The organism is Pseudomonas sp. PB120, from assembly GCF_009761815.1.
In the GTDB taxonomy this organism is placed as follows: domain Bacteria; phylum Pseudomonadota; class Gammaproteobacteria; order Pseudomonadales; family Pseudomonadaceae; genus Aquipseudomonas.
Window position 1 is genome coordinate 94,739 of the sequence record NZ_RWIN01000045.1, and the last position, 25,634, is coordinate 120,372.

Annotated in this window: 19 protein-coding genes; 7 read left to right on the forward strand and 12 right to left on the reverse strand. The window is 58.1% G+C overall.

Annotated features, from left to right (window positions below; translation table 11 throughout):
- Positions 1 to 106: 106 nt before the first annotated feature.
- On the reverse strand, positions 107 to 2,635 hold the full coding sequence (locus EJA72_RS09295; RefSeq protein WP_178129212.1) for a sulfite reductase flavoprotein subunit alpha: 2,529 nt from the start codon (positions 2,633 to 2,635) through the stop codon (positions 107 to 109).
- A 238-nt stretch (positions 2,636 to 2,873) separates the two neighbouring features.
- The gene (locus EJA72_RS09300; RefSeq protein ID WP_157711177.1) at positions 2,874 to 5,213 is read right to left on the reverse strand and encodes a TonB-dependent siderophore receptor; all 2,340 of its coding nucleotides are present in this window, start codon (positions 5,211 to 5,213) and stop codon (positions 2,874 to 2,876) included.
- A 207-nt stretch (positions 5,214 to 5,420) separates the two neighbouring features.
- Between EJA72_RS09300 and EJA72_RS09305 the strand changes: the two genes are divergently transcribed.
- The 4 genes from EJA72_RS09305 to EJA72_RS09320 all read left to right on the forward strand — a co-directional run bounded on the left by EJA72_RS09305 (position 5,421) and on the right by EJA72_RS09320 (position 10,318).
- Positions 5,421 to 6,101, forward strand: a complete 681-nt coding sequence (locus EJA72_RS09305; protein ID WP_157711178.1) for a Fe2+-dependent dioxygenase — start codon at positions 5,421 to 5,423, stop codon at positions 6,099 to 6,101.
- Positions 6,098 to 6,850, forward strand: a complete 753-nt coding sequence (locus tag EJA72_RS09310) for a tetratricopeptide repeat protein (RefSeq protein ID WP_157711179.1) — start codon at positions 6,098 to 6,100, stop codon at positions 6,848 to 6,850. The genes EJA72_RS09305 and EJA72_RS09310 overlap by 4 nt, the downstream gene beginning before the upstream one ends.
- Before the next feature lie 203 nt (positions 6,851 to 7,053).
- Positions 7,054 to 9,312, forward strand: a complete 2,259-nt coding sequence (locus tag EJA72_RS09315; RefSeq protein ID WP_157711180.1) for an alpha-xenorhabdolysin family binary toxin subunit A — start codon at positions 7,054 to 7,056, stop codon at positions 9,310 to 9,312.
- Positions 9,313 to 9,418: 106 nt separating this feature from the next.
- The gene (locus EJA72_RS09320) at positions 9,419 to 10,318 is read left to right on the forward strand and encodes a hypothetical protein (RefSeq protein WP_157711181.1); all 900 of its coding nucleotides are present in this window, start codon (positions 9,419 to 9,421) and stop codon (positions 10,316 to 10,318) included.
- A 50-nt stretch (positions 10,319 to 10,368) separates the two neighbouring features.
- Here the strand turns inward: EJA72_RS09320 and EJA72_RS09325 are convergent, their stop codons facing one another.
- The 5 genes from EJA72_RS09325 to EJA72_RS09345 all read right to left on the reverse strand — a co-directional run bounded on the left by EJA72_RS09325 (position 10,369) and on the right by EJA72_RS09345 (position 15,648).
- Complete coding sequence (locus tag EJA72_RS09325; protein WP_123355945.1) at positions 10,369 to 11,532, reverse strand: type III PLP-dependent enzyme; 1,164 nt, start codon at positions 11,530 to 11,532, stop codon at positions 10,369 to 10,371.
- A 668-nt stretch (positions 11,533 to 12,200) separates the two neighbouring features.
- Positions 12,201 to 13,355, reverse strand: a complete 1,155-nt coding sequence (locus tag EJA72_RS09330; protein WP_157711182.1) for a betaine/proline/choline family ABC transporter ATP-binding protein — start codon at positions 13,353 to 13,355, stop codon at positions 12,201 to 12,203.
- Positions 13,352 to 14,005 (reverse strand): ABC transporter permease, encoded by a 654-nt coding sequence (locus EJA72_RS09335; RefSeq protein WP_007942812.1) that lies wholly within the window; start codon positions 14,003 to 14,005, stop codon positions 13,352 to 13,354. The genes EJA72_RS09330 and EJA72_RS09335 overlap by 4 nt, the downstream gene beginning before the upstream one ends.
- A gap of 12 nt (positions 14,006 to 14,017) precedes the next feature.
- Complete coding sequence (locus tag EJA72_RS09340) at positions 14,018 to 14,911, reverse strand: glycine betaine ABC transporter substrate-binding protein (protein WP_157711183.1); 894 nt, start codon at positions 14,909 to 14,911, stop codon at positions 14,018 to 14,020.
- A gap of 20 nt (positions 14,912 to 14,931) precedes the next feature.
- The gene (locus EJA72_RS09345; RefSeq protein ID WP_178129214.1) at positions 14,932 to 15,648 is read right to left on the reverse strand and encodes an ABC transporter permease; all 717 of its coding nucleotides are present in this window, start codon (positions 15,646 to 15,648) and stop codon (positions 14,932 to 14,934) included.
- Between the two features lie 597 nt (positions 15,649 to 16,245).
- Between EJA72_RS09345 and EJA72_RS09350 the strand changes: the two genes are divergently transcribed.
- The 3 genes from EJA72_RS09350 (at position 16,246) to EJA72_RS09360 (ending at position 19,886) form a co-directional block, all read left to right on the forward strand.
- A complete protein-coding gene (locus EJA72_RS09350) occupies positions 16,246 to 17,829 on the forward strand; it encodes a peptide chain release factor 3 (protein ID WP_157711185.1) in 1,584 nt (527 codons plus the stop codon).
- 330 nt (positions 17,830 to 18,159) lie between these two features.
- The gene (locus EJA72_RS09355; protein WP_157711186.1) at positions 18,160 to 18,408 is read left to right on the forward strand and encodes a hypothetical protein; all 249 of its coding nucleotides are present in this window, start codon (positions 18,160 to 18,162) and stop codon (positions 18,406 to 18,408) included.
- A gap of 197 nt (positions 18,409 to 18,605) precedes the next feature.
- Positions 18,606 to 19,886, forward strand: coding sequence for a hypothetical protein (locus EJA72_RS09360; RefSeq protein WP_157711187.1), 1,281 nt, complete (start codon positions 18,606 to 18,608; stop codon positions 19,884 to 19,886).
- A 126-nt stretch (positions 19,887 to 20,012) separates the two neighbouring features.
- Here EJA72_RS09360 and EJA72_RS09365 read toward each other — a convergent pair whose 3' ends face one another.
- The 5 genes from EJA72_RS09365 to EJA72_RS09385 form a co-directional block, all read right to left on the reverse strand.
- Entirely contained in the window at positions 20,013 to 20,993 is a 981-nt protein-coding gene (locus EJA72_RS09365) for a peptide ABC transporter ATP-binding protein (protein ID WP_157711188.1), read from the reverse strand.
- Complete coding sequence (locus EJA72_RS09370; RefSeq protein WP_157711189.1) at positions 20,993 to 21,961, reverse strand: ABC transporter ATP-binding protein; 969 nt, start codon at positions 21,959 to 21,961, stop codon at positions 20,993 to 20,995. The genes EJA72_RS09365 and EJA72_RS09370 overlap by 1 nt, the downstream gene beginning before the upstream one ends.
- Before the next feature lie 10 nt (positions 21,962 to 21,971).
- Positions 21,972 to 22,883 (reverse strand): ABC transporter permease subunit, encoded by a 912-nt coding sequence (locus EJA72_RS09375; RefSeq protein ID WP_157711190.1) that lies wholly within the window; start codon positions 22,881 to 22,883, stop codon positions 21,972 to 21,974.
- An 11-nt stretch (positions 22,884 to 22,894) separates the two neighbouring features.
- Complete coding sequence (locus EJA72_RS09380; protein WP_157711191.1) at positions 22,895 to 23,905, reverse strand: ABC transporter permease subunit; 1,011 nt, start codon at positions 23,903 to 23,905, stop codon at positions 22,895 to 22,897.
- A 74-nt stretch (positions 23,906 to 23,979) separates the two neighbouring features.
- The gene (locus EJA72_RS09385; protein ID WP_157711192.1) at positions 23,980 to 25,575 is read right to left on the reverse strand and encodes an ABC transporter substrate-binding protein; all 1,596 of its coding nucleotides are present in this window, start codon (positions 25,573 to 25,575) and stop codon (positions 23,980 to 23,982) included.
- Positions 25,576 to 25,634: the final 59 nt, after the last annotated feature.

The following is a 25,634-nucleotide window of genomic DNA, read 5'->3' on the forward strand; positions in this document are numbered from 1 at the left end:
CGAGCCTGCTCGCGATGGTCGCCAACGAGAACGCGGGGAGTCTGGCACCCCGTGGCGTTCTCAGGTCCATCGCGAGCGAGCTCGCTCCTACAGGTAATGCAGTGCGTCAGTAGACGTCGCGGCGGTAGCGGCCTTGTTCGATCAGGCGGTCAACGGCTTCAATGCCAAGCAGCTCGTTGAGCACGTGGTCCACTCCTGATGCCATTCCTTGCAAGCTGCCGCAGATGTAAATCACCGCACCGTCGGCCAGCCATTTTTTCAACTCGTCCGCCGATTCACGCAAGCGATCCTGCACATAGATCTTCTCGGCCTGATCCCGCGAGAACGCCAGGTCCAGTCGCTCCAGGTCCCCGGACGTCCGCCATTCCTCAAGCTCATCGCGACACAGGTAATCGTGCTCACGATTGCGCTCGCCAAACAGCAGCCAATGCCGCTGTTGCCCATCGGCAATCCGCGCCTTGAGCAGGCTACGCAGCCCGGCCAGCCCGGTGCCGTTGCCCAGCAGAATCATCGGCACGGGTTCGGTCGGCAGGTGGAAACCGCTGTTGCGTCGAACCCGCAGGCTGATGGCACTTCCCAGAGGGGCATGTTCGGTCAGCCAGCCGGAGCCGACACCGAGGCGGCCGTCGGCATGCAATTCCTGGCGCACGATCAGTTCGAGAATGCCATCGGCAGCAATCGAAGCGATCGAGTATTCGCGCATGGCCAGCGGCACCAACGCATCAATCAACGCCTGGGCATGCAGGCCGACCAGATGCGCGCGGTTTTCGGGCATTTGGCGGCTGGCAAGCGCGTGCTCCAGCGGTTGCGGCAGGTCCTCGACAATCACCGTGGCCCGCCCGTCGATGCCCAGGCCATCAAGGAAATGCTCGATGGCCCACGGGCAATTGCGCGGCAACACTTCGACCAGATCGCCCGCCAGCCAGCTACGGGCAGTGGGCGCGGTCAGGCCCAGCAGGTACACCGGCGAACCGCTGCTGTCCGGGTTGAGCAATTCGCGGCGGGTCAGCGTCCAGTTTTCGTAGCTGGGTGCTTGCCAGGTATCGACGGGGGCCTGCCCGGTCAACAAACCGAGTTGCTGTTGCCAGTGGCGCAAGGCGTAAGGGTCGCCGCTGTCGACCTCTACGGGTGCAAACAAGGTCTTGCCGCCATGCTCGCCCAGCCAGCTGTGCAAGCGACGGGCAAACCCACAGAAGTGCTGATATTGCCGGTCACCCAGACCCAGCACCGCATAGTTCAGGCTGTCGAAGCTCAAGGCCCGGCCCAGCACTTTACGTTCGAACCCGCGAGCGCTGTCCGGTGCTTCGCCGTCGCCGAAGGTACTGACCACAAACAGCGCGTTGCTGGAATCGCGCAGGTCCTGCTCGCTGACATTCGCCAGCGGCTGGACTTTCACCGGCAAACCGGCGGCCTGCAATTGCCCGGCGGTCTGCCAGGCCAGCTGCTCGGCAAAGCCGCTCTGGCTGGCGAAACCGATCAGCCACGCCGGAGTATGACTGCCCGGTTGCGAAAGGCCTTTGCGCGCATCCTTGATCTGCTTTTTCTTGCGACGACGATCCAGATACAGCAACCAACCGGTGACAAAAAACAGCGGCATCGTCAGCGCGGTGACGGTCAGGATGATTCGCCCGACAACCCCGAAATAACTGCCCACGTGCAGCGCATAAATGCTGGTCAGCAATTGCGCCTTGAAGCTTTTGTCGCTGTACCGGTCATGCTGTTTGACGATGCCGGTCGCCGGATCGAGGGTGATCTGGTTCAGCGCCCGGTCGTGGGGCGAGGTGTTCAACAGGTAGTACACGGTGGCCGGCTGGCCCGCCACGGGCGGCATGCGGATGTTGTAGGCGCTGAGTGCCGGACCCGCTGCGCTGTAGATGCTGCTCCACATTGCCGCGTAATCGGCGGTCGGTGCCGGGCCGCTTGGCGCAGGGCCGCGACCACCGCGAACGCGTTCGTTTTGCGGCGCGTCTGACAGCAGGCGGGTCAGGCCCTTGTTGTACCACTCATAGGACCAGGACAACCCGGTCAGTGCCGCCAGGAGGTAGAACACCAGGCACCAGGTGCCGGCCACCGAATGCAAATCCCAGTTGAAGCTGCGGCCTTTTTTCTTCCAGTCCAGGGTCAGCCAGGCGCGCCAGCTGTTCCACTGGCGTGGCCAGCGCAAGTAAAGGCCGGAGAGGCAGAAGAACACAAGAATCAGGGTGCAGGCGCCGGTGATCTGCCGACCGGTGTCGCCCATCGCGAGGAAACGGTGCAGTTGCAGCATGAAGCCGAAGAAGTCCTGCCCGGCGGCATCGCCCATGAACTCGGCGGTGTACGGGTCGAAGTAGCGCATCTGCCCACGGCGTTCGCCCGGTGGCGGGGTGAAGAACACCTTGGCTGCATTGCCGCTGTCGGTCTCGACGCTCAGCATCGAGACTTTCTTGCCGGACGCCGCTTCGATGCGCTCGACCAGTTCGGCGGGCGGCAGGACGCCAGCGACCTGCTTCTGGACCTGCAACACGGACGGGTTCAGTACGCTCAGGATTTCATCCTGAAACGATACCGTCGCACCAGTGATGCCCATCAGGGCCAGGACCAGCCCGGCGCTGATGCCGAAAAACCAGTGCAACTGGAACAGGGTTTTCTTCAACACGTCACTCGCCTTGTTCGTTCAAAAATTATCATCACGGCGTGCATTATGCCGTGGGTTGTCGAGAAACATTCTTTTTTACGCACAAAAGCCCCGTTCACGAATGAACGGGGCCTGGCGCTGAATCAAAACTTCTATTTCTTCTGTAGGAGCGAGCTTGCTCGCGAAAAACTCAAGACCGACGTGGGCTGTCAGATTGACCACGTCCGCGTTGACGACCATCGCGAGCAAGTGCTGCCGATCAGAAGTGGAAGTTGGTGCTCAGCAACGCGGTACGGCCTGCCGCCTGGTTGGCGAAGTGGGTCGAGAACGCCTTGTCGTAGTAGGTGACGTCGGTCAGGTTCTGCACGTTCAGCTGCAGGTCGATGTTCTTGGTCAGCTTGTAAGCGGCCATGGCGTCGTAACGCACATAGTCATTGACCATGGTGGTGTTGGCCACGCTGCCAAAGACGTCGTCGACATAGAACGCACCGCCACCGATGGTCAGCTTCGGCGTGACTTGATAAGTCGTCCACAGGCTGGCGCTGTTCTTCGGTGTGTTAGGCAGTTCGTTGCCGTTGTTGGCTTTGTTGGCCGGCAGGTCGCCGCCATCGACTTGTTCGCTGTCCATGTAGGCGTAGCCGGCGAACACTTGCCATTTGTCGGTCAGCTTGCCGGTGGCCGACAACTCGAAACCTTGAACGCGGGTTTTGCCGGCGTTTTCGTACGAGGTGGTGTCGACTTGAACGCGAGCGTTCTCTTTCTCGGTGCGGAAGATATCGGCGGTCAGGGACAGGCGATCATTCAAGAAGTCCCACTTGGTACCGATTTCGTAGTTCTTGGTGGTTTCCGGCTCCATGTCGCTGCTCAGCAGGTTGCCGCTGCGATCAGGGGTGCCGCCCAACGGGTTGCCATCCATGCCTTCACCGAGCGTAGCGCCGGGTGGCGTGGCGGACGTTGCGTAGGACGCATAGATGCTGCCGTTCTCAGCCGGTTTGTAGACGATACCGAACTGACCGGTAACGAACTCGCTGATGTCATCACCTTTGGCGGTGGTGGTGCCGGCGGCGTTGTAGGTTTTGTAGTCGGTGTCGAAGTGGTCGTAGCGCAGGCCCATGTTCACCAGCCACTGCTCGTTCAACTCCAGGGTGTCGAACACGTACAGTGCGTAGGTGTTGGCCTTGGTGTCGGTGCCGGCGTAGTTGCGGGTGATCGAACCGTTCCATGGATCGTTCGGGTTCGGGTTCGACAGCGAGGTGCAGTTGTAACCGCTCCGAACACCGATCGTCGCCGGGGTGCATTGGGTGCCTGGATCCCTTGTTGTAACGGGAGTCCCCGGCGTGGAGTCCGTGTCGACGGTATACGAGGATTTTTGGCTTTCTTCGCGGCTCAACTCGATGCCCGTGGAGAAGCTGTTCTTGAACCCGGCGATGTAGACGTCACCAAACAGGTCGGTCTGGTTGGTGGTGGTTTCAGTGTTGCTGACGCGGGTGTTGGCCCGGCGCCAGACGCTGCCATTGTTGACGTTGCCCTTGCTGTCGTCTGGCTGGGTCAGGATGTAATCCTGCATGCTGGTGCCGTGACGCAGGGTGTTCTTGATGGTCAGCGCGTCGCTCAGGTCGTGCTCGATGGCGAAGGTCGCGGTGTCGGTGCGGCCCTTGCGGAAGTCACGGTCGTTGAGGCCGTAGAAGTTGCTGCTGTCGCCGCCGGAATAAGGCTTGTCCGGGTTGGACTTGGTACGGTCGGCCGTTTTACCTGAGGCTGGAACGGTGTATGGAATACCCGAATCTGGCGTGTCGTTGCTTTCCAGATGGTAGTAGTCGAGGTTGACGCGGGTGTCGGTGCCCAGGCCGAAGGCCAGGGAAGGCGCGACGCCCCAGCGATCGTAATCGACGCTGTCACGACCGGCGACGTTGCTTTCGTGGCTCATCAGGTTCAGACGGCCGGCAGCGGTATCGGTGAACTGGTAGTTGCCGTCAAAGGTGTAACGCTGGGTCTGGTCCGAACCCCAGGTGAAACCACCGTCCAGGGAATCGCCCAGGTGGGCCTTTTTGCTCACCAGGTTGATGGTACCGCCGGCAGCGCCACGGCCGCCGATGGCCGAGTTAGGGCCCTTGCTGACTTCGATCGATTCAACGGCGAAAATCTCGCGGCTCTGCGAACCGGTGTCGCGCACGCCGTCCAGGTAGGTGTCGCCCTGGGCGTCGAAGCCGCGAATGAACGGACGGTCGCCCTGTGGGTTGCCGCCTTCACCGGCACCGAAGGTGATGCCTGGAACGGTGCGCAACGCGTCCTGCATGTTCAGGGCGCCGGTGTCCTTGAGGACCTGTTGCGGAATGACGGTGACCGAGCGCGGCGTGTCGACCAGCGGCGCGGTGTACTTGGGCGAGGAGGCTTTTTCGACGTTGTAGGACGTCGCGTCCTGAGCTTCGCCAGTGATAGCGGTCGCGCCCAGGGAAATCACGTTGCTTGGTGCTTTTTCGTCGGTCTTTTCGGCCGCGAAAACCATTTGGCCCGCAGAACCGGCAGTAATCGCGACACCAATCGCAGAAGCAAGCAATCGCGGTGAGCTGACAGGTAATTGTGGTTGTTGACGTGACATTTGAATTCCCCTCCCCAAGGATTTGAGGCCGCGGAATATAGGGTAAACAGGTATGTGTATCAATTGCGAAACTTTACTATTTGCACTGAATTTACATTCTTTACAATTTGTCCTTACGGTTTTTGCTGATTCGTTCGTCATGGGGGTTTTACACAGACAATAAGAATCAATACCATTGGCGCCCCTTTGCTTTCTGGTGTCTGCCCCATGCTGCTGCACATTCCCGGCGTGTTCGCGAAAGAAGAAGTGCAGCGCATTCGCGACGCTCTGGAGCAGGCCGATTGGGCGGATGGCAAGATCACCGCGGGTTACCAGTCGGCCAAAGCCAAGCACAATCTGCAACTGCCCGAAGGTCATCCGCTGGCCAAGGAAGTCGGCGCGGCGATGCTTGAGCGGCTGTGGAAGAACCCACTGTTCATGTCGGCGGCGTTACCGCACAAGGTCTTCCCACCGTTGCTGAACTGTTACACGGCGGGCGGCAGTTTCGACTTTCATATCGACAACGCTGTGCGGCAGCCCCAGGGCAGCATTGAGCGCGTACGCACCGATCTGTCGGCAACGCTGTTCTTTAGCGAACCGGAGGATTACGACGGCGGTGAACTGGAAATCCAGGACACCTTCGGCACCCAGCGGGTGAAGTTGCCCGCCGGCGACATGGTCCTGTATCCCGGCACCAGCCTGCATAAAGTCAATGCCGTGACACGCGGCACGCGATACGCCTCGTTCTTCTGGACTCAAAGCCTGGTGCGTGAGGACAGCCAGCGTGCGTTGCTATTCGAGATGGACGGGGCGATTCAGCAATTGACCCGGGACATGCCCGATCATCCTTCGCTGATCCGCCTCACGGGCACCTATCACAACCTGCTGCGTCGCTGGGTCGAGGTATGACCTTTCAATTGCGCCGCGAGGAAATCCTCGACGGTGAACGCCTTAGAGCCATGCTTGAAGAAAGCCCCGCACGCGCCGCGCAAGCCATCCTGATCGCCGCCCGCGAAGGCCTGCTCGACGCACAGGCCTTGCTGGGGCAAATCCTGCTGGATGGGCAGGGCATCGAACAGGATCAGCCGCTGGCCTTGCGCTGGTTCGAAATCGCGGCACGGGGCGGGCACCTGATGGCGCGCAACATGCTCGGCCGCTGTCATGAACATGGTTGGGGGTGCGAGGCCGATACTTCAGTCGCCGCTCATCACTATCGTATCGCCGCCGACGCCGGGCTGGATTGGGCGATGTACAACTATGCCAATCTGCTGGCCACCGGGCGCGGAGTCGTCGCGGACCAGTCGCAAGCGCTGGACCTCTATCGCCTCGCTGCAGGGCTCGGCCATGCGAAATCGATGAACCTGCTGGGACGGTACCTGGAAGAAGGGCAGTTTTGCCCGGCAGATCCGCAAGCTGCGCGTGAGTGGTATCGACGTTCGGCCGAGGCCGGCGATTTTCGCGGGCAGTTCAGTCATGGCGCTGTATTGGTGGAGCAGGGCCGGCTTGACGAAGGGCTGGTCTGGTTGCGCCTGGCGATGGTCAATGGCAATCAGCGCTTCCTGCAGGTCAGTGCTCAACGCTTGCGCGAAGCGTCTGACCCCGCGCTCAAGTGTTTGGCAGAAGAATATGCGCGTCACGAACAAACACTTTTCGGTTAAGCCTGAACGACGCTTCATATGAAAATGAAGTGGTTGGCTTTGCAGGTTTGTATTCTTTTAATATATATCCCTGCCAGGGTTTCTTTGACAGCGTTTTTGCAATTGATTTAGTCTTTTGTTCGGCGCTATTAAATTGAATGCGTCGTTACAATCTGCTTTAAGTTATTTAAATTAAATTCCTGCCTGTAATTAATGGAGTAATTATGAGCAATAACACGTTGTGGGAGCACTCTTTACAGGGGGCTGACTACGAGACGATAACCAGGTTTGCAACCGAAGTTCCAAAGACCCTGTCCGATGCATCCAAAGCAGATGCGGACAAAGTGGCGCGTGAAACCGGTTTGTTGCTGACAAAAAGCCAGGTCATTGATCTGCGCAAGTACGAAGCCGCCGGCTTGGCCCTTCCGTATACCTTGAAGGATGTGAACGACTACCTGCGCTTCGGTGCCGGCCAGGATGGCGGAGACGGTCTCAGGGCCGCCGATTTTCTGAAGACGTTCGTCGAAACTCGTGATCACGCCCGGCGCTGGTCACCGCTACGCGAGCGCATCATGATCACCGGCACCGAACTCAAGCTGTTCGGCGCTAGCATGCAGCGCTACGGCGAAGACATGGAAGAGGTTTACCTCGATCTCAAGTCCGGTCCATTGCTTGAAAAGCACAATGTCAAAACTCTGGAGCAACTGAAAAAGTTGCAGCTTGAACTGGGTGGCAAGTTTCCCGGTATAGAACTTGACGTCGATACAATTCCGGACATGAAATATTATCTGGGTAAAATACTCGATAGAGTTGCATCCAATCAGGTGAGTGTTCGGGATATAAAAACCGATCTGGACAAGTTTGGCTACGACCTGCGCGAAAAAGTAATTCCGGGTATCAAGTTGCGAGTGGCATTGATTCAAACCAATGCCTATCCCGCCGAAGTCAGGAAACTCGATGAAGTCATCGCCCGGCGTGCCGCAGAGATCGTAGAAAAAAATACCCAGTACCAGGCGCTGGTCGACAAAGCGCTGGGTTCGGCCGCCGGTTTGAATCTTTTTGGCTTGGGAATGGCTGTTTACTACGGAGTGGAAGCGGAGGCCGTACGAGCGGTGCGCAAGGAGCTGAACGCGGCGCAGGACAAGGATATTGAAGTCCTGAGCAATATGAACCAGACACTCGGTTCGTTGAAGCGTGTCGAGCAGCGCTTGCAAAATCTGACGGTCATTGCCATCGACGCTGATATGGCCACGCAGAATCTCATGCACGTCTGGAATGTGATGCATCGGTATGTCGAGGAGTCGTCGACCGCCATGTTGGGTATCGACGATGCGCTGAGCTTGAGGCGCTTCATGTCGTCATTTCGAGAGGTCGTCGGCCCTTGGGTGCAAATCCACCAAGATGCAGACCTCTTGATTGAAGTCTTCAGGGAAGCCGATCGGGAATACAACCAGGACCAAGGAAGGGCGAAACCCAGAATGACAACTTTTTCTATCAGACAGAACTACCCGGCGCCGAATCTTCAGGTCCTGAAGGACAGTCATCACGCGATGCGTGACAGTGCTGTCTCGGCCGAAGCCCTTTTTATCCGGCTCAATTACTTGCCGGGCGTGTTTGATCGTTTCCATCGATTGCTCGGCAATGTCAATGCCGCCGCCCGGGATCTGCGTGAGTCGAGCCTCAACAGCAAGATGGACCTGGAGTCCAAGGTTCGTAAGTTAGTGGCGCTTGAGAAGGAACTGTCCGGTGCGGTGCAGGGTTCCGAGGAGTTTGACGAGATTGAAGAAGATCTCATCGCCGCATTGAAAAAAATGCTCGCCATCACGCGCAACGAGGCGAGCAAAGTGAGTATTCGCCTGGATAACATCAGCGACGGGTATGACCGACGCACCACATTGGGCTATATCGCTGGCCTGGAAAAAGACCAAATCGATGCCAAGGAGTCCAAGCAAGCGTTGGTCGAGACTCAGGCCAGGCTTCAGCGTGAGCTCACGTTTTTGTCCGACGCAATCGGCGCTATTGAAAAGGCCGGCATCGAGAAAATCGGCAAAGACATTGCGTTGACCATCGATAAGCTCAAAGAACTGGGCATGGCGCCACCGCAAGCTCAGATCGTGATGTTTGCGATCGACGAACTGAAGAAGGCCATGGCCGATATCAATGCCGGCATCACCTTTATCAACATGGTCCAGGAAAGCAATACGCTTCAGGATAAGGTCAATGAGCTGGGGCGAAAGATTGCGCTCAAAGACAAGGATGTTGATCAGGCGGTGCGCAAGATCGAGTTTATTCAGCTGATTCATGCGCTGGAGGACCAACGTCAGCGATATGTGGGCGAGTACAAGCAGGCTGTCGTTGCATTCGATCAATTCCTGGCGATCATGGAGGGCAACCAGGGGGGTGATGGCAGAGCGCGCAGTGCCCGGGCTATAGACGAAGTGAATCGGTTTCTGGGCTTTCTGAAGCCGGTGTCCATGCCGTAACGCCACCCTTCGCGGAGGCCGGGGCGGCTTTCATCGAGCATCGCTGCCCTTGCCGACGTGACGGTTTTCTACGCTGGCCTTCGTCAGTGTCATCGGATTACTTGCCATGTATGAGTTTCTGCTTGCGCAAACGCATTTCGTTGCGCTGAAAAAATATTTCAATTTTCTGCGGGTACTTCCCGCCACGCTGGATCAGCTGAAAAGCCACTCAGACAATGTGCAGCGTCAGGGGCATGTGCCGACGACAACCCCTGATGCTGAGCGACTTAAAGTGCTGGCTTCATTCAGCACCGGTTATCTGGAACGGCTTGAGGCGGATATTTCTGCATTGGGTAAAGTCTTTGATGAACACTTGCACGCCATCGCGCTGTTTACCTCTGAGTGCCGTGTAATCGCCAAACTGTCGCACAAACACGGCCGCTCTTTCAGTATCAGTACCATGAATTACAAACTGTTCAGCCTGTCCCGATCGCAGGGGTGGATCTGGTTTCCTCCCAAGAATGTCGCGGGTCTGGCTTTCGAGCTTTCTCTGCGCTTGGGTCGTGCCCAGTCTGCGCTGGTGGACTTCAAGGCGGTACCGAAGGAGTTGCACAACGATATCGAGAACGTGTTTGAGCGGTTTTTCCGCTCATTGACGTTGAATGTCTGTGAGTGCCACGCACGTTATTCCCGACTTGAAACCTGGTATATGGACGGCGGATCCGGGCTGCCTGGCTTGAATGGTATTGTCAGCCTGGATCAGTCTGCGCACGCGCGTCAGGCCCTGGCGAACGAGCATCTGCGCGAGCTGTTTACGATCAAGACAGACGCTTGTTCAGCCATTCACAATTTGAGCGACTTCCTCTTCGCACTGGAACATTTTCTGTCGACGGCAGAGCGTGAGTTACGAAACGTCAGGCCGACCATCAAACTCTCCCAATTGAACTGTGCCTTGGCGCAGATCGAGCATGTGATGAGTGAGGTCAAGTCGATGACTGACCGAATGCGGCAATGGTCCCGGGCATAAAAAAAGGTCCATGACATGTCATGGACCTTTTGTTGTTACGGCGAGCCGGATTACACGTAGAACGACTTCAGCGGCGGAAAGCCATTGAATTCAACGGCGCTGTAGCTGGTGGTGTACGCACCGGTCGACAACCAGTACAAACGATCACCGATCGCCAGGTTCAGCGGCAAACCGTACTTGTAGTTTTCGTACATGATGTCGGCGCTGTCGCACGTCGGGCCGGCGATGACCACTTCTTCCATCTCGCCTTTCTTCTCGGTCCAGATCGGGAACTTGATGGCTTCGTCCATGGTTTCGATCAGACCGGAGAACTTGCCCACATCCGTGTACACCCATCGCTCAACAGCGGTACGGGATTTGCGCGCAACCAGCACGACTTCACTGACCAGGATGCCGGCGTTGGCGATCAGCGAACGGCCGGGTTCCAGAATGATTTCCGGCAGGTCGTCACCGAAGTCTTCCTTGAGGAAACGGATGATTTCTTCAGCGTAGGTTTCCAGGCTGTTGGTGCGGGTGATGTAGTTGGCCGGGAAGCCGCCGCCCATGTTGATCAGCTTGAGGTGGATGCCGTCTTCTTCTTTCAGGCGCTCGAAGATCACTTTGACCTTGGCGATCGCTGCGTCCCAGACGCTGATGTCGCGCTGTTGCGAGCCGACGTGGAACGAGATGCCGTAAGGCACCAGGCCCAGGTCACGGGCGAGGATCAGCAGGTCCATGGCCATGTCGGTCTGGCAGCCGAATTTGCGCGACAACGGCCAGTCAGCGGTGGTCGAGCCTTCGGTGAGGATGCGCACATAAACTTTCGAACCCGGTGCAGCCTTGGCGATGTTGCGCAGGTCGGCTTCGGAGTCGGTGGCATACAGACGCACGCCCTTGTCGTAGAAGTAGCGAATGTCCTTGGATTTCTTGATGGTGTTGCCGTAGCTGATGCGATCCGGGCCAACGCCCTGGTTCATCACTTTGTCGAGCTCGTAGATCGAGGCGATGTCGAAGTTCGAGCCTTTCTCTTTGAGCAGGTCGATGATTTCGACAGCCGGGTTGGCCTTGACCGCGTAGTAGACCTTGGCGAATTCGAAACCGGCGCGCAGGTCATCATAGGCCTGGCTGATCATCGCGGTGTCGATCACCACGAACGGGGTTTCTTGTTTGTCGGCGAACGCCTTCATTTTCTGAAAGGTATCGCGCGCGAAATAGTCTTCGACGTTGATCGACATGCTGGGAACTCCTACTGGCAAACTGAAATTAACAATGGGTGCAAATGAACGTCCTCCGTATCCCCACTTTGGTTCGCCTACTTCCCAAGGCATGTCGCCGAAAGCAAAAAGGCCATGGGAAGAGCGGTGCTTTCCCTTGGCCTTGCTGTCTCGTCGTCAGTACTTGAGCCGGATGGATCGTTTCCAGCATGGACGTTCGGCGCGAACTTTAGGGCGTGAGGGGCTTGAGATCAACAAAAAATGTCGCGTTTTTGCACTTGTCTGACGCACGTCGCGGGCATCACTTGTTGTAACCGACCCAGATGACAGAAGGATGTTCCCGAAGAATTCTGCAGTGTTAAAAATACCTGCACGTTCGACGCTTTTGCCTGCTAACTCAAAGATAACTGTGATGGCGTCAACATCGGCGACGATGGCAGCGAAAAGTGGGAGTGGGCGGGGTTTTGGTCGTTTAGCCAGTCCTTTTCGGCGGTTCCTTACAAGCGTAGGTGTTGATATTTTTTTCCGGTGTATGAGCTTGTTAAAAATCTCTGTGGCGAGGGAGCTTGCTCCCGCTGGACTGCGCAGCAGTCCCCTTCTTTTTTGAAAAGAGGGCCGCTTCGCGCCCCAGCGGGAGCAAGCTCCCTCGCCACAGGTTCAGTGTTTGACTCAATTGCCACTTTTATTGATCAGACGACAGCCTCGGCCGGCGAAACAATGCTGGTCTTGCCGCCACGGGACTTGCCGGAGCTCAAATACTCGGCAATCGATTCCTGCGTCACTTCCCCGAGGAACACCCGCTCGGCATCCATCACCGGCAACCACGAGCGGTTGAACTCGTACATCCGCGACAGCAGGATGCGCAAATGCTCGTCATACGCCGCCGTGGCATTGAACTGACGCAAATACTGCGCGCACGTGCCGGTCTGACGGTGCAAGTCGCGACGTCGTACATAACCGAGCGCCTTGTTCTCGCCATCCGTGACTACCACATAACGGCGATCCAGTTCGTCCATCGACTCCAGGGCCTCGGCCACCGGCGTTTCCGGGCTGACGGACGGCGCGTTGTCCGCCGCGTCTTCGGCCTTCACCAGCAACAGGCGTTTGAGGGTGCTGTCCTGGCCGACGAAATTGCTGACAAACTCGTCCGCCGGGTGCGCCAGCAGGGTGTCCGGGTGGTCGATCTGCAACAGCTTGCCGGCGCGGAAGATCGCAATCTTGTCGCCCAGCTTGATGGCTTCGTCGATGTCGTGGCTCACCATGATCACGGTCTTGTTCAGCGCGCGCTGCATCTCGAAGAACTCGTTCTGGATCATCTCGCGGTTGATCGGGTCCACCGCGCCAAACGGCTCATCCATTAATAGCAGCGGCGCATCGGCCGCCAATGCGCGAATCACGCCGATCCGTTGCTGCTGCCCGCCGGACAGTTCACGCGGGTAGCGATTCAAATACTGCTTGGGCTCGAGCTTGATCATGCTCATCAACTCGCGGGCGCGGTCGTGGCATTTCTGTTTGTCCCAGCCCAGCAGGCGCGGAACGATGGTGATGTTTTCCTCGATGGTCATGTTCGGGAACAGACCGATCTGCTGGATCACATACCCGATGTTGCGGCGAAGGGTCACTTCATCGAGGTCCGTGGTGTCTTCGCCGTTGATCAAAATCTTGCCCGAGGTCGGCTTGATCAGGCGATTGATCATCTTCAGCGTGGTGCTTTTGCCGCAACCCGATGGCCCGAGGAACACACAGATTTCGCCTTCATTGACGGTCAGGCTTACCGCGTCCACGGCTTTCACATCTTTGCCGTTGCTCTGGAAAGTCTTGCTGAGGTTTTGAAGTTCGATCATTTCAGGAGTCCTTTTGGAGTCAGCGTGCGTTGCAGCCATTGCAGAAGCAGGTCGGCGAAGATGGCCAGGAGACTGACCAGCACGGCGCCGACGATCAGCATCGACATGTCGCTGCGGCTGATGGAAGCGAGAATGAGTACACCGAGGCCACCGGCGCCGATGGTCGCGGCAATGGTCATGACACCGATGTTCATGACCACGGCGGTGCGCACGCCGGCGAGAATCACCGGCACGGCGATGGGCAGTTCGACCATGCGCAGGCGCTGGCCGAAGGTCATGCCGATGCCGCGCGCGGCTTCGCGAATGCCCGGTTCAACGCCGGTCAGGGCGAGGTAGGTGTTGCGCATGATCGGCAGCAGCGAGTACAGAAACACCGCCGTGATCGCCGGCATCGGACCGAGGCCTTGGCCGAATTTGGAGTAGAACGGCAGCAGCAGGCCGAACAGCGCAATCGACGGCACGGTCAGCAGCACCGTGGCGCTGGCCTGCAGCGGACCGGCGAGTGTCGGGAAGCGCGTCATCAGGATGCCCAGCGGCACGCCGACCAGAATCGCCAGGGTCACGGCGATGCCAACCAGCGTGATGTGCTGCCAGGTCAGGTGCAGCACAAGTGGCCAGTCGAGATGGGAAAAGGCGTTCAGAAATTCCATGTCTTTTCCTCTTTAGTTGAGTGGATGCTGGCGCAGGAAATCGGCGGCAACGGAGGAAGGGCTTTCGTGGTCGACATCGACCCGTGCGTTGAGCTGGCGCATGGTGGCGTCATCGAACAGTTCGGCCAGGGGCTTGAGTTCTTCTGCCAGTTTCGGATGCGCGTCGAGGTAGACCTGACGCACCACCGGCGCGGCGGTGTAGTCCGGGAAGTAATGCTTGTCGTCTTCAAGCAGTTTCAGCTTGAAGGCGTTCAATCGGCCGTCGGTGGTGTAGACCAGACCGGCGAACACCTGGCTGTTGCGCAGGGCGGTGTAGACCAGGCCGGCGTCCATCTGGCGGATGTTCTTGCGGGTCAGGTTCATGCCGTAGAGGTCGACCATGCCGTCCAGACCGTCGGAACGGTTGGCGAACTCAGTGTCCAGCGCCACCAGGTGATTCTGTTTTTGCTCGGCCTGCATCACCGTGTTCAGTTCACTGATGGTGTTGATTTGCGGGTAAGCCTTGGCGGTTTTTTCCGGCAGTGCCAGCGCATAGGTGTTGCTGAATTTCGACGGTGTGAGCCAGATCAGGCCTTTTTTTCCGTCGACTTCTTTCACCTTGGCGTAGGACTTTGCACTGTCGAGTTTTTCAGTGATGTGGTTGTAAGCCACCAGCGAGACACCGGTGTATTCCCACATCAAGTCCAGCTGGCCACTTTCTTGAGCACTACGGGCCAGGTTGCTGCCCAGGCCGCCAGTCACCTGGGTGTCGTAACCCTTGGTCCGCAGGTATTGGGCGGTGATTTCCGCGAGCAGGGTTTGCTCGGTGAATACCCGGGCGCCGATGCGGATCACCGGTTTTTCAGCGGCTTGGGCCAATCCTGCCAGCAGCAGGGCGCAGCCAATGAATAAGCTAATTTTTTTCATGATTTTTCCTTCGCCGAGGCTTAAGACGGGCGCAAGCCACGTTCGAGCCAAAGGCGGCTGGCGAGTGTCACCAGGCCGTCGAGCAGCAAGGCCAGCAGGGCGGTGCAAGCCGCGCCGAGCAGCAGTTGCGGCTGATTGTTCAGGGCGATGCCGGGGAAAATCAGGCTGCCCAGACTGTTGGCGCCGATCAGGAACGCCAGCGGCGCCGTCCCGACGTTGATCGCTAGCGCCACGCGCACGCCGCCGATGATGATCGGCACTGCGTTCGGCAGTTCGACCCGCCACAGCACTTGTGCCGGCGTCATGCCGATGCCAACGGCCGCTTCCTTGAGCGAGCCCTGAACGTTTTTCAGGCCTTCATAGGTGTTGCGCACAATCGGCAACAACGAGGCGAGGAACAGGGCAAAGATCGCGGGGCCGCTGCCGATGCCGAGGACGCCCAGGGCGATGGCCAGTACGGCGAGCGGCGGCACGGTGTTGCCGATGTTGAAGATCTGCATGAAGCGCTCAGCGCGGTCTACCCGGGTCGGGCGGCTGAGGAAAATGCCGGCGGGGATGCCCACAACGAGGGCGGCCAGCATGGAAACAAGGACGAGAAACAGGTGAGCCTGAAGGTAAAACAACAAATCGTCGCGGTAATGTTCGATCGTTTTGATGCCGATCCAATGGACCAGCAGGGCCAGAAGGGCGACGACAACCGCACCTCCTGTCAGCCCTTTGCCATAGCGAATAGCCACAGGCGGACTCCTTTTTTCTTTGTCGGCGAACACTGCTTCGTGTGGCAACGCCATTCCTGGCTGCCGAAGACAGTGTTCGCGAGAAGCAGCTCAGCCGAGCGCGTTCCACTGTAGGAGGAGCCTGCTCGCGAAAAACGTCCAGACAACGCGTTCATCCAGACAGCCCGCGTTTTCGTTGACGTTCATCGCGAGCAAGCTCGCTCCTACAGGGGGAAGGCGAACGGCTTATCGAGCCATAAGCGCAGCCTCGCCAGGCTAACGTGCTGATTTTTCAGCGCCTGGTACGAGTGCAGTAACAGGGGAGTGGACGCCTGCGGGTTTTAAAAGGTTCCATTTTTTATCAGCAATTAGCCATCACGCTGCTCGTTTTCCCCTGTAGCAGCTGCCGAGCTTGCGAGGCTGCGTTCGGCGGCGCAGCCGTCGTAGAGTCTACAAACGCCGTCTACCTGATACACCGCAGCGTCTGGTTTTACGACGGCTGCGCCGCCGAACGCAGCCTCGCAAGCTCGGCAGCTGCTACGGGCGAACGGTGGTCTGTAAGGCTCGGTTTGCGCTATACTCGCCGCCCTTTTTTGAATCACCGCCAGGCGATTTCCCATGACCAAACAGGCCGCCGAAGTCGCGAAACGCCGCACTTTCGCCATTATTTCCCACCCCGATGCCGGTAAAACCACCATCACCGAGAAGCTCCTGCTGATGGGCAAGGCGATTGCGGTTGCTGGCACGGTGAAGTCTCGCAAATCCGACCGCCATGCCACCTCCGACTGGATGGAAATGGAAAAGCAGCGGGGTATCTCGATTACCACGTCGGTCATGCAGTTCCCGTATCGCGATCACATGATCAACCTGCTCGACACCCCAGGCCACGAAGACTTCTCCGAAGATACCTACCGTACCCTGACGGCGGTGGACTCGGCCTTGATGGTCCTCGACGGCGGTAAGGGTGTAGAGCCACGGACCATCGCGCTGATGGACGTTTGCCGTCTGCGAGACACGCCGATTGTCAGCTTCATCAACAAACTCGACCGTGACATCCGCGACCCGATCGAACTGCTCGACGAAATCGAAGCGGTCCTGAAGATCAAGGCGGCACCGATCACCTGGCCGATTGGCTGCTACCGCGACTTCAAGGGCGTGTACCACCTCGCCGACGACTACATCATCGTGTACACCGCCGGCCACGGCCACGAGCGTACTGATGTGAAAATCATCGAGAAGCTCGATTCCGATGAAGCCCGCGCGCACTTGGGCGACGAGTACGACCGCTTCATCGAACAGCTGGAACTGGTGCAGGGCGCCTGCCACGAATTCAACCAGCAGGAATTCCTCGACGGTCAGCTGACCCCGGTGTTCTTCGGTACTGCACTGGGCAACTTCGGTGTCGATCACGTGCTCGACGCCGTGGTCAACTGGGCGCCGAAACCGCTGGCCCGTGTCGCCAACGAGCGCACCGTGGAACCGGTCGAAGAGAAATTCAGCGGCTTCGTGTTCAAGATCCAGGCGAACATGGACCCGAAGCACCGCGACCGCATCGCGTTCATGCGTATTTGCTCCGGCAAATACGAGAAAGGCATGAAGATGCGCCACGTGCGCACCGGTAAGGACGTTCGCATCGGCGACGCCCTGACGTTCTTCTCCTCCGAGCGTGAGCAACTGGAAGAAGCCTTCGCCGGCGACATCATCGGCCTGCACAACCACGGCACCATCCAGATCGGCGACACCTTCACCGAAGGCGAAGTCCTGGGCTTCACCGGCATCCCGCACTTCGCCCCGGAACTGTTCCGTCGCGTACGCCTGCGTGATCCATTGAAATCCAAGCAACTGCGCCAAGGCTTGCAGCAACTGGCGGAAGAGGGCGCGACCCAGGTGTTCTTCCCCGAGCGCAGCAACGACATCATCCTTGGTGCGGTTGGTGTGCTGCAGTTCGACGTGGTCGCCAGCCGCTTGAAAGAGGAATACAAGGTCGAGTGCTCGTACGAGCCGATCACCGTGTACTCCGCGCGCTGGATCGATTGCGACGATAAGAAAAAGCTCGAGGAATTCCGGGTCAAGGCCGTGGAAAACCTCGCACTCGACGGCGGCGGGCACCTGACCTACCTGGCCCCGACGCGGGTCAACCTGGCGCTGATGGAAGAGCGCTGGCCAGACGTGAAATTCCGCGCGACGCGTGAGCATCACTAAGCGCTGAGCTGCAAACCCAAAAGCCCCGGTCGCGAAAGCACCGGGGTTTTTTGTGCCCGACACAGCCCCCTAATGAAATGGCTACCCCCCCATTCAGCACATCCTTTGAATGAAAGATTGCCATCGCCAGCAGGCTGGCTCCCACAGGGAGTCTTCTTAAAATTCAAAATAATTTTTCGCCATAAACCCTATTCCAAACCAATCTCCCCACCAACGGCATTCCGTCCATTCGTTAGCGTCCTATCTGGAGAACCGCTTCAATCGGAACTAGATTTCACTTAGCGCCACGCAGGCCCCCCAGGCTTCACCCAAGAAAGGATGGAATCGGCTATGAACATTTTTCAACGCATTGTGCTGTTGCTTAAAGTTTTGGTGATGCTGTCTGTCGGCATGTCGGCGGCATGGGCAGAGTGCCCGGAACAAGGTGAGCACGCCTCCAGCGGCCAGGCCGTTCAAACAGGCATGATGATCGCCAAATCCGAATCTGAAGGCGGAGACAAAGGGCAGGGCGGTAGTTCGGACGATGATGACTCGACCACTGACGAGCCAGACAGCGGCGACGAAGATGAAGGGGCCTAAAGCCCAAGTAGTCCCAGACAAAGGAGTTGAAGCCCGGCTCCGAATTTTTATCGGCTCAATACCGCTCGTCCAGTTGTCAGCGATAGAGGCCGTCTACTGTCAACTCTGACAGTAGACGGTTTTTTATTGCGCAGCTTATAAGTTGATGCATTCACGTGTTCGTTTTACACAATGCATCAGCAAAGGAAGCCGACGACATGCCCGAGCAATATAAGGTAATTACCACTGGCGAGCTCAATGCTTCTATCGAGGGGTTTGGTGAGTTCACGACTAAAGAAGTGGAATTCATTGGTTCAGACGATGACCCTGATTTTCTATTGCAAGGGGCAAATTCTGAAAGGGGATTTGTTCTTTACGTTCCAAAGTACGAGAGTGAAAAATACAGTTTGCATCCAGGCAGTTTAGCCAAGGCTTTTTATGAGGTCGGAGGACGGCTGTATGGGGAGGTTGAAGAAGGCGTTATTAAAGTGACAGTCAATAAGCCTGAGACTGTAATCATTGCATTCGAAATTCTGGTAAAAGAAAGTGCCAGTGAGACCCGCATTAAAATAACCGGGAGTGGTACTTTTAAAGGCCGCTCACCTTGGGCAAGCAAGCATAGAGGGTTTTTGACTATCGCACGAGGGAACGCTCCTTTGTGGTTTGAAGGCCCTGATATTATTAAGCCCAAGCCTGGAGTGGTTTCCCCTGGTTTTCAAATTGTCGGGCGTACAGGTATCGCGAATCCGGATGACTGGGAGCTGAAAATACTCATCGGCTCTACTGTGATACTCCAAAACAAGGGGCAGTCGGGTCGTGAGTTTTCGTATGATGTCCCCGCGAATCTCATTCCGGCGGGAACAGGCTTTTATTTTATGCTCGACTATTACATTTGGCCTGCCTGGAGCAAGTGGACATATTCTGGCGATTTGGTGATGGGCATGGCCGCACCAGACATTATCTTTCCAAAAAACGATTCTTCACTATCCCCAAGATCAAAGATATCCGGTAGGGGCACTCCTGGGGCTACAGTTCGCCTGTATGAAGCCGGCAGCGGTGCGATTCTATACGGCTCTGCCACGGTGGGAGTCGACGGAAATTGGGAGTGTGTGCCGGATGTAGCTCTGCCGACCAAGTATTTTCCACTCACGGCAGATCAAGTTTTGAACAGTCTAGCTTCTGGTTATTCGACTCCTGTCTATTGTTACGTTAGTCCTTTGTCCAAACCTGTTATTGAACTTCCTCAGCAAGGTGGAACAGTGGGATCGCCACCCGCAATCTCTGGTAGAGGCGGTCTGCCTGGCGCTTCAATCCAATTGCACCAGCATGGCGATGGTCAAACTGTTTACAGTCGCGCCGATGTGAATGATCAAGGTAGATGGGTCATGAGATCCTGGGCGACAGTGCCTCCGAAAGGGAGTTTTCTTATGACAGCTCGTCAAGTTAACGGCGTGGATGTCTCTGATTGGGCTGACGGAGTCGATGTAGTCATCGTGTAAGTGATCGGTGGCTCGTTAAATAACGATGATCACCACGCAAGCGCCTGCTCGTGAGGCGGTACGCCAGTCAACACTCCAGTTGACCAGGCATGCCGCCGTTAAGAGCAGGCTCACTCCCACATTTTTTTACGCCGCGCCGTCGAGGAACTGCTCAGCGTAGTGGCAAGCCACCTGGCGATTATCAAGAGGGCGCAACGCTGGCTCTTCGGTTTTGCAGCGGTCGGTCGCGTACGGGCAGCGCTTGTGGAAAGCGCAGCCTGGCGGCGGGTTCAGTGGGTTGGGCAACTCGCCGACGATCTTGATTTTCGGCTTGTTGGGGTCCGGGTGGATGGTCGGGGTGGCCGACAGCAACGCCTGGGTGTACGGGTGCAGCGGGCGTTCGTAGATGTCGTTCTTCGGGCCCATTTCCACCGGGCGACCGAGGTACATCACCATCACGTCATCGGCCACGTGTTGCACCACGGCCAGGTTGTGGGAGATGAACACGTACGCCGTGTTGAACTCTTGCTGCAAATCCATGAACAGGTTCAGCACCTGCGCCTGGATCGACACGTCCAGCGCCGAGGTCGGTTCGTCCGCGACCAGCACTTTCGGTTGCAGCATCATCGCGCGAGCCAGGGCGATCCGCTGGCGCTGACCGCCCGAGAACATGTGCGGATAGCGCTGGTAGTGCTCAGGGCGCAAACCCACCTGCTTCATCATCGCCTGGACTTTCTCGCGACGTTCCGAGGCGCTCAGGTTGGTGTTGATCAGCAGCGGTTCTGCCAGTTGATCCCCGACTTTCTGCCGTGGGTTCAGCGAGGCGTACGGGCTCTGGAACACCATCTGCACGTCTTTGCGCAGTTGTTTGCGCTCGGACTTGTTGGCACCGGCGACTTCCTGCCCGGCGATTTTCAAGGAGCCGGAAGACGGCTCTTCGATCAGCGTCAGGGCACGGGCCAAGGTGGATTTGCCACAACCGGATTCGCCCACGACAGCGAGGGTCTTGCCGGCTTCCAGTTCAAACGACACACCGTTCAGGGCGCGCACGGTCGCATGGCCCTTGAACAGGCCGCGGGACACTTCGTAGTGACGGGTCAGGTCGCGGGCGGTAAGTACGACGGCCATTACGCCACCTCCTGGTTCAGCGGGTAGAAGCAGCGGGCGAGGCTGTTGCTTTTCGGGTCAAGGCCCGGACGTTGCGCGCGGCAGCTGTCCTGCACATATGGGCAGCGCGGCGACAGCAGGCAGCCTTGCGGGCGGTCGTAACGACCGGGAACGATGCCCGGCAGGGTCGACAGGCGTGCAGCGCCGAGGCTGTGTTCAGGAATCGCCTTGAGCAGCGCTTCGCTGTACGGGTGCGCCGGGATGTCGAACAGTTGTGGCACATGACCGACTTCCACCGCTTGGCCGGCGTACATCACGCACACGCGCTGGGCGGTTTCGGCCACGACCGCGAGGTCGTGAGTGATCAGCACCAGGCCCATGTTCTGCTCTTTCTGCAGCGCCAGGAGCAGGTCCATGATCTGCGCCTGAATCGTCACGTCGAGGGCCGTGGTCGGCTCGTCGGCGATCAGCAGTTTCGGTTCGCCGGCAATCGCCATGGCGATCGCAACGCGCTGGCTCATGCCGCCGGACAGTTGATGCGGGTAAGCCTCCATACGGCTGGCGGCACCCGGGATTTCCACTTTTTCCAACAGCTCGATGGCGCGTTTGCGCGCTTGCTTGCCGGACATTTTCAGGTGCAGGCGCAGCACTTCTTCGATCTGGAAACCGACGGTGTAGCTCGGGTTCAGCGCGGTCATCGGGTCCTGGAAGACCATGGCCAGGTCTTTGCCGACGATTTGCCGACGCTGACGACTGCTGAGCTTGAGCATGTTCTTGCCGTCGAAATTCAGCGCGTCGGCGGTGACGATGCCCGGGTGTTCGATCAGGCCCATCAGCGCCATCATGGTCACGGATTTACCGGAACCCGACTCGCCAACGATGGCCAGGACTTCGCCCTTGTCCACGGTAATGTCGAGACCGTCGACCACCGGAACGGCGTTCTTGTCGCCAAAGCGAACGTTGAGATTCTTGATTTCTAACAGTGACATTTGAATCTCCTCAGGCGGCGTTCTTGAGTTTCGGGTCCAGCGCATCGCGCAGGCCGTCGCCCATCAAGTTGATTGCCAGCACGCTGAGCAAAATGGTCAAGCCAGGCAGACTTACCACCCACCAGGCGCGTTCGATGTAGTCGCGAGCCGAAGCCAGCATGGTGCCCCACTCAGGGGTTGGCGGTTGTACGCCAAGGCCGAGGAAGCCCAGGGCGGCGGCATCGAGAATCGCCGAGGAGAAGCTCAAGGTGGCCTGAACGATCAGCGGCGCCATGCAGTTGGGCAGCACGGTGATGAACATCAGGCGCGGCAGTGTGGCACCGGCCAGGCGTGCAGCGGTCACGTAGTCGCGGTTCAGCTCGCCCATCACCGCAGCGCGGGTCAGACGAACATAGGACGGCAGGGACACCACAGCGATGGCGATCACAGTGTTGATCAGGCCAGGGCCGAGGATGGCGACAATCGCCACGGCCAGCAGCAGGGACGGCAGGGCCAGCATGATGTCCATCAGACGCATGATGGTCGGGCCAAGTACGCGCGGGAAGAAACCGGCCAGCAGGCCCATGATGATCCCGGGAATCAGCGACATGACCACCGAAGACAGGCCGATCAGCAGCGACAGGCGCGAACCCTGGATCAGACGCGACAGCAGGTCGCGACCCAGTTCATCGGTGCCCAGCAGGAAACGCCATTGGCCGCCTTCGAGCCAGACCGGCGGGGTGAGCAGGAAGTCGCGGAATTGCTCGCTCGGGTTGTGCGGTGCCACCCAAGGGGCGAACAGGGCGCAAAACACGATCAGGCTGAAGAACATCAGGCCGGCGACGGCCCCTTTGTTCTTGGCAAAGGCCTGCCAGAACTCTTTGTACGGCGACGGATACAGCAGGCTTTGATCGACTGCTACTGAGGGGGTTGGAGTGCTCATTAGTCTTGATCTCAGCGCTGGTGACGAATGCGTGGGTTGGCAAAGCCGTAGAGGATATCCACGACGAAGTTAACCAGAATCACGATGCAGGCAATCAGCAGAATGCCGTTTTGCACCACGGGATAATCCCGGGCGCCAATGGCTTCGATCAGCCATTTGCCAATGCCTGGCCAGGAGAAGATGGTTTCGGTCAAGACCGCACCGGCCAGCAACGTGCCGACTTGCAAGCCGACCACGGTCAGTACCGGAATCAAGGCGTTACGCAGGCCGTGGACGAACACCACGCGTGCCGGCGACAGGCCCTTGGCCCGGGCGGTGCGGATGTAGTCTTCGCGCAGCACTTCGAGCATGGAAGAACGGGTCATCCGTGCAATCACGGCCAGCGGAATGGTACCCAGCACGATGGCTGGCAGGATCAAGTGATGCAGGTAATCGAGCAACGCGCCCGGTTCATCGCTGAGCCAGGTGTCGATCAACATGAAGTGCGTCTTGCGCTCCACGTCGATCAGCAAGTCGTTCTGCCCGGAAACCGGGGTCCAGCCCAGGCTGACCGAGAAGAACATAATCAGGATCAGGCCCCACCAGAAGATCGGCATCGAGTATCCCGTGAGGGAGATGCCCATCACCCCATGGTCGAACAGGGACCCTCGCTTCAATGCCGCGATGACCCCGGCCAGCAGGCCAAGGACGCCGGCAAACAGCAGGGCGGCCATGGACAGTTCGAAGGTGGCCGGGAACAGCACCTTGAATTCGCTCCACACGCTTTCACGGGTACGCAGGGATTCTCCGAGATCGCCGTGGGCCAGTTTGCCGATGTAATCCACGTACTGGGCATACAGCGGTTTGTTCAGACCAAGGCGTTCCATTGCCTGAGCATGCATTTCGGGGTCGACTCGACGTTCGCCCATCATTACTTCCACGGGGTCGCCAGGAATCATGCGAATCAACGCGAAAGTCAGCAAAGTGATGCCGAAGAACGTGGGGATCAATAACCCCAATCGGCGGGCAATAAAACTAAACATCTTCTGGTGTACCTCATCAGCCGGTTAGGCGTGCCTGGTGTCCCTGGAGTCAGGGACACCGGGAGTTTTCTTATCTACTTCACCTGGGTGGTGGCGAAGTTATTAGTGGTAAGGGGGCTAATGTGATAGCCCTCTACGTTCTTGCGCATTGCGGTAAACATACGGGTGTGCGCCATGCTGATCCATGGCTGGTCCTGATTGAAAATCTCCTGTGCCTGCTCATAGAGCGCGGCGCGTTCTTCCGGGTTCACTTTAGCCCGAGCTTCGTCGAGCAGCGCCTGGAATTTGTCATTGCACCAGCGCGCGTAGTTTTCGCCGTTTTTGGCCGCCTCGCAACTGAGCATAGGCGTCAGGAAGTTATCCGGGTCGCCGTTATCACCCGCCCATCCGGCTGCGACCATGTCGTGCTCGCCGTTTTTCGCGCGTTTGAGCATTTCACCCCATTCCATGACGCGGATGTCGAGCTTGATGCCGACCTTGGCCAGATCGGCCTGCATCATCTGCGCGGCCAGCATCGGGTTCGGGTTGGTCGCACCGCCACCGTTGCGGGTGAACAGGGTCAACACGGTGCCTTCCGGCACGCCGGCTTCCTTGAGCAAGGCACGAGCCTTGTCCAGGTCGCGAGGCGGGTTGGTCAGTTTATGGTTATAGCCCAGCAAGGTGTCAGGGTACGGGTTTACCGCGACGGTGGCATTGCCTTTGCCAAACAGCGCGTTGACCGCCGCTTCTTTGTCAAAGGCGATGTCGATGGCTTTGCGCACTCGTACGTCACTCATGTACTTGTGCGAGGTGTTCATGGCGATGTACGAAACGGTCATCGCGTTCATCTCGTCAACCTTCAGGTTGGCGTCTTTCTTGATGCTCGGGATGTCATCCGGCTTCGGATAAAGCGCGACCTGGCACTCGTTGGCCTTGAGCTTTTGCAGGCGCACGTTGTTGTCGGTGGCGATGGCCAGGATCAGCGCGTCAGCCGGCGGCTTGCCACGGAAGTAATCCGGGTTGGCCTTGAAGCGCACTTGCGCGTCCTTGCTGTAGCGCTGGAACACGAACGGGCCAGTGCCGATCGGCTGGTTGTTCAGGTCGCCGGTCTTGTTGGCCTTGAGCAACTGGTCGGCGTACTCGGCGGAGTAGATCGAGGCGAACGCCATCGCGATGTCGGCCAGGAACGGCGCTTCGCGGCGGGTCAGCGTGAACTTGACGGTGTTGTCGTCAACTTTCTCGACGCTTTTGAGCAGTTCCTTGAAGCCCATGCTTTCAAAGTACGGGAAGCCCACGCTCGATTGTTTGTGCCACGGGTGATTCGGGTCCAGCTGACGCTGGAAGCTCCAGAGCACGTCGTCGGCATTCATGTCGCGCGAGGGTTTGAAATAGTCGGTGGTGTGGAACTTGACGCCTTTGCGCAGGTGGAACGTGTAGGTCAGGCCGTCATCGCTGATGTCCCAGGACTCGGCCAGCGCCGGAATCACTTCCGTGGTGCCGGGCTTGAAATCGGCCAGTCGATTGAAGATGGTTTCAGCCGCGGCGTCGGCTGTGACTGCAGTCGTGTACAGGGCTGTGTCGAAGCCTTCTGGACTGTTTTCGGTGCAAACCACCAGGGGTTTGGCGGACACGCCAACAGCGACACTCAGCAAGGCGGCTGCAATGGCCGCACGTAGGGGAAGCATTTTCATCAAGAACCCTCTGCAATCGGTTGAGCGATAAAACCAGACGGCTGACTCGTGATGAGTCA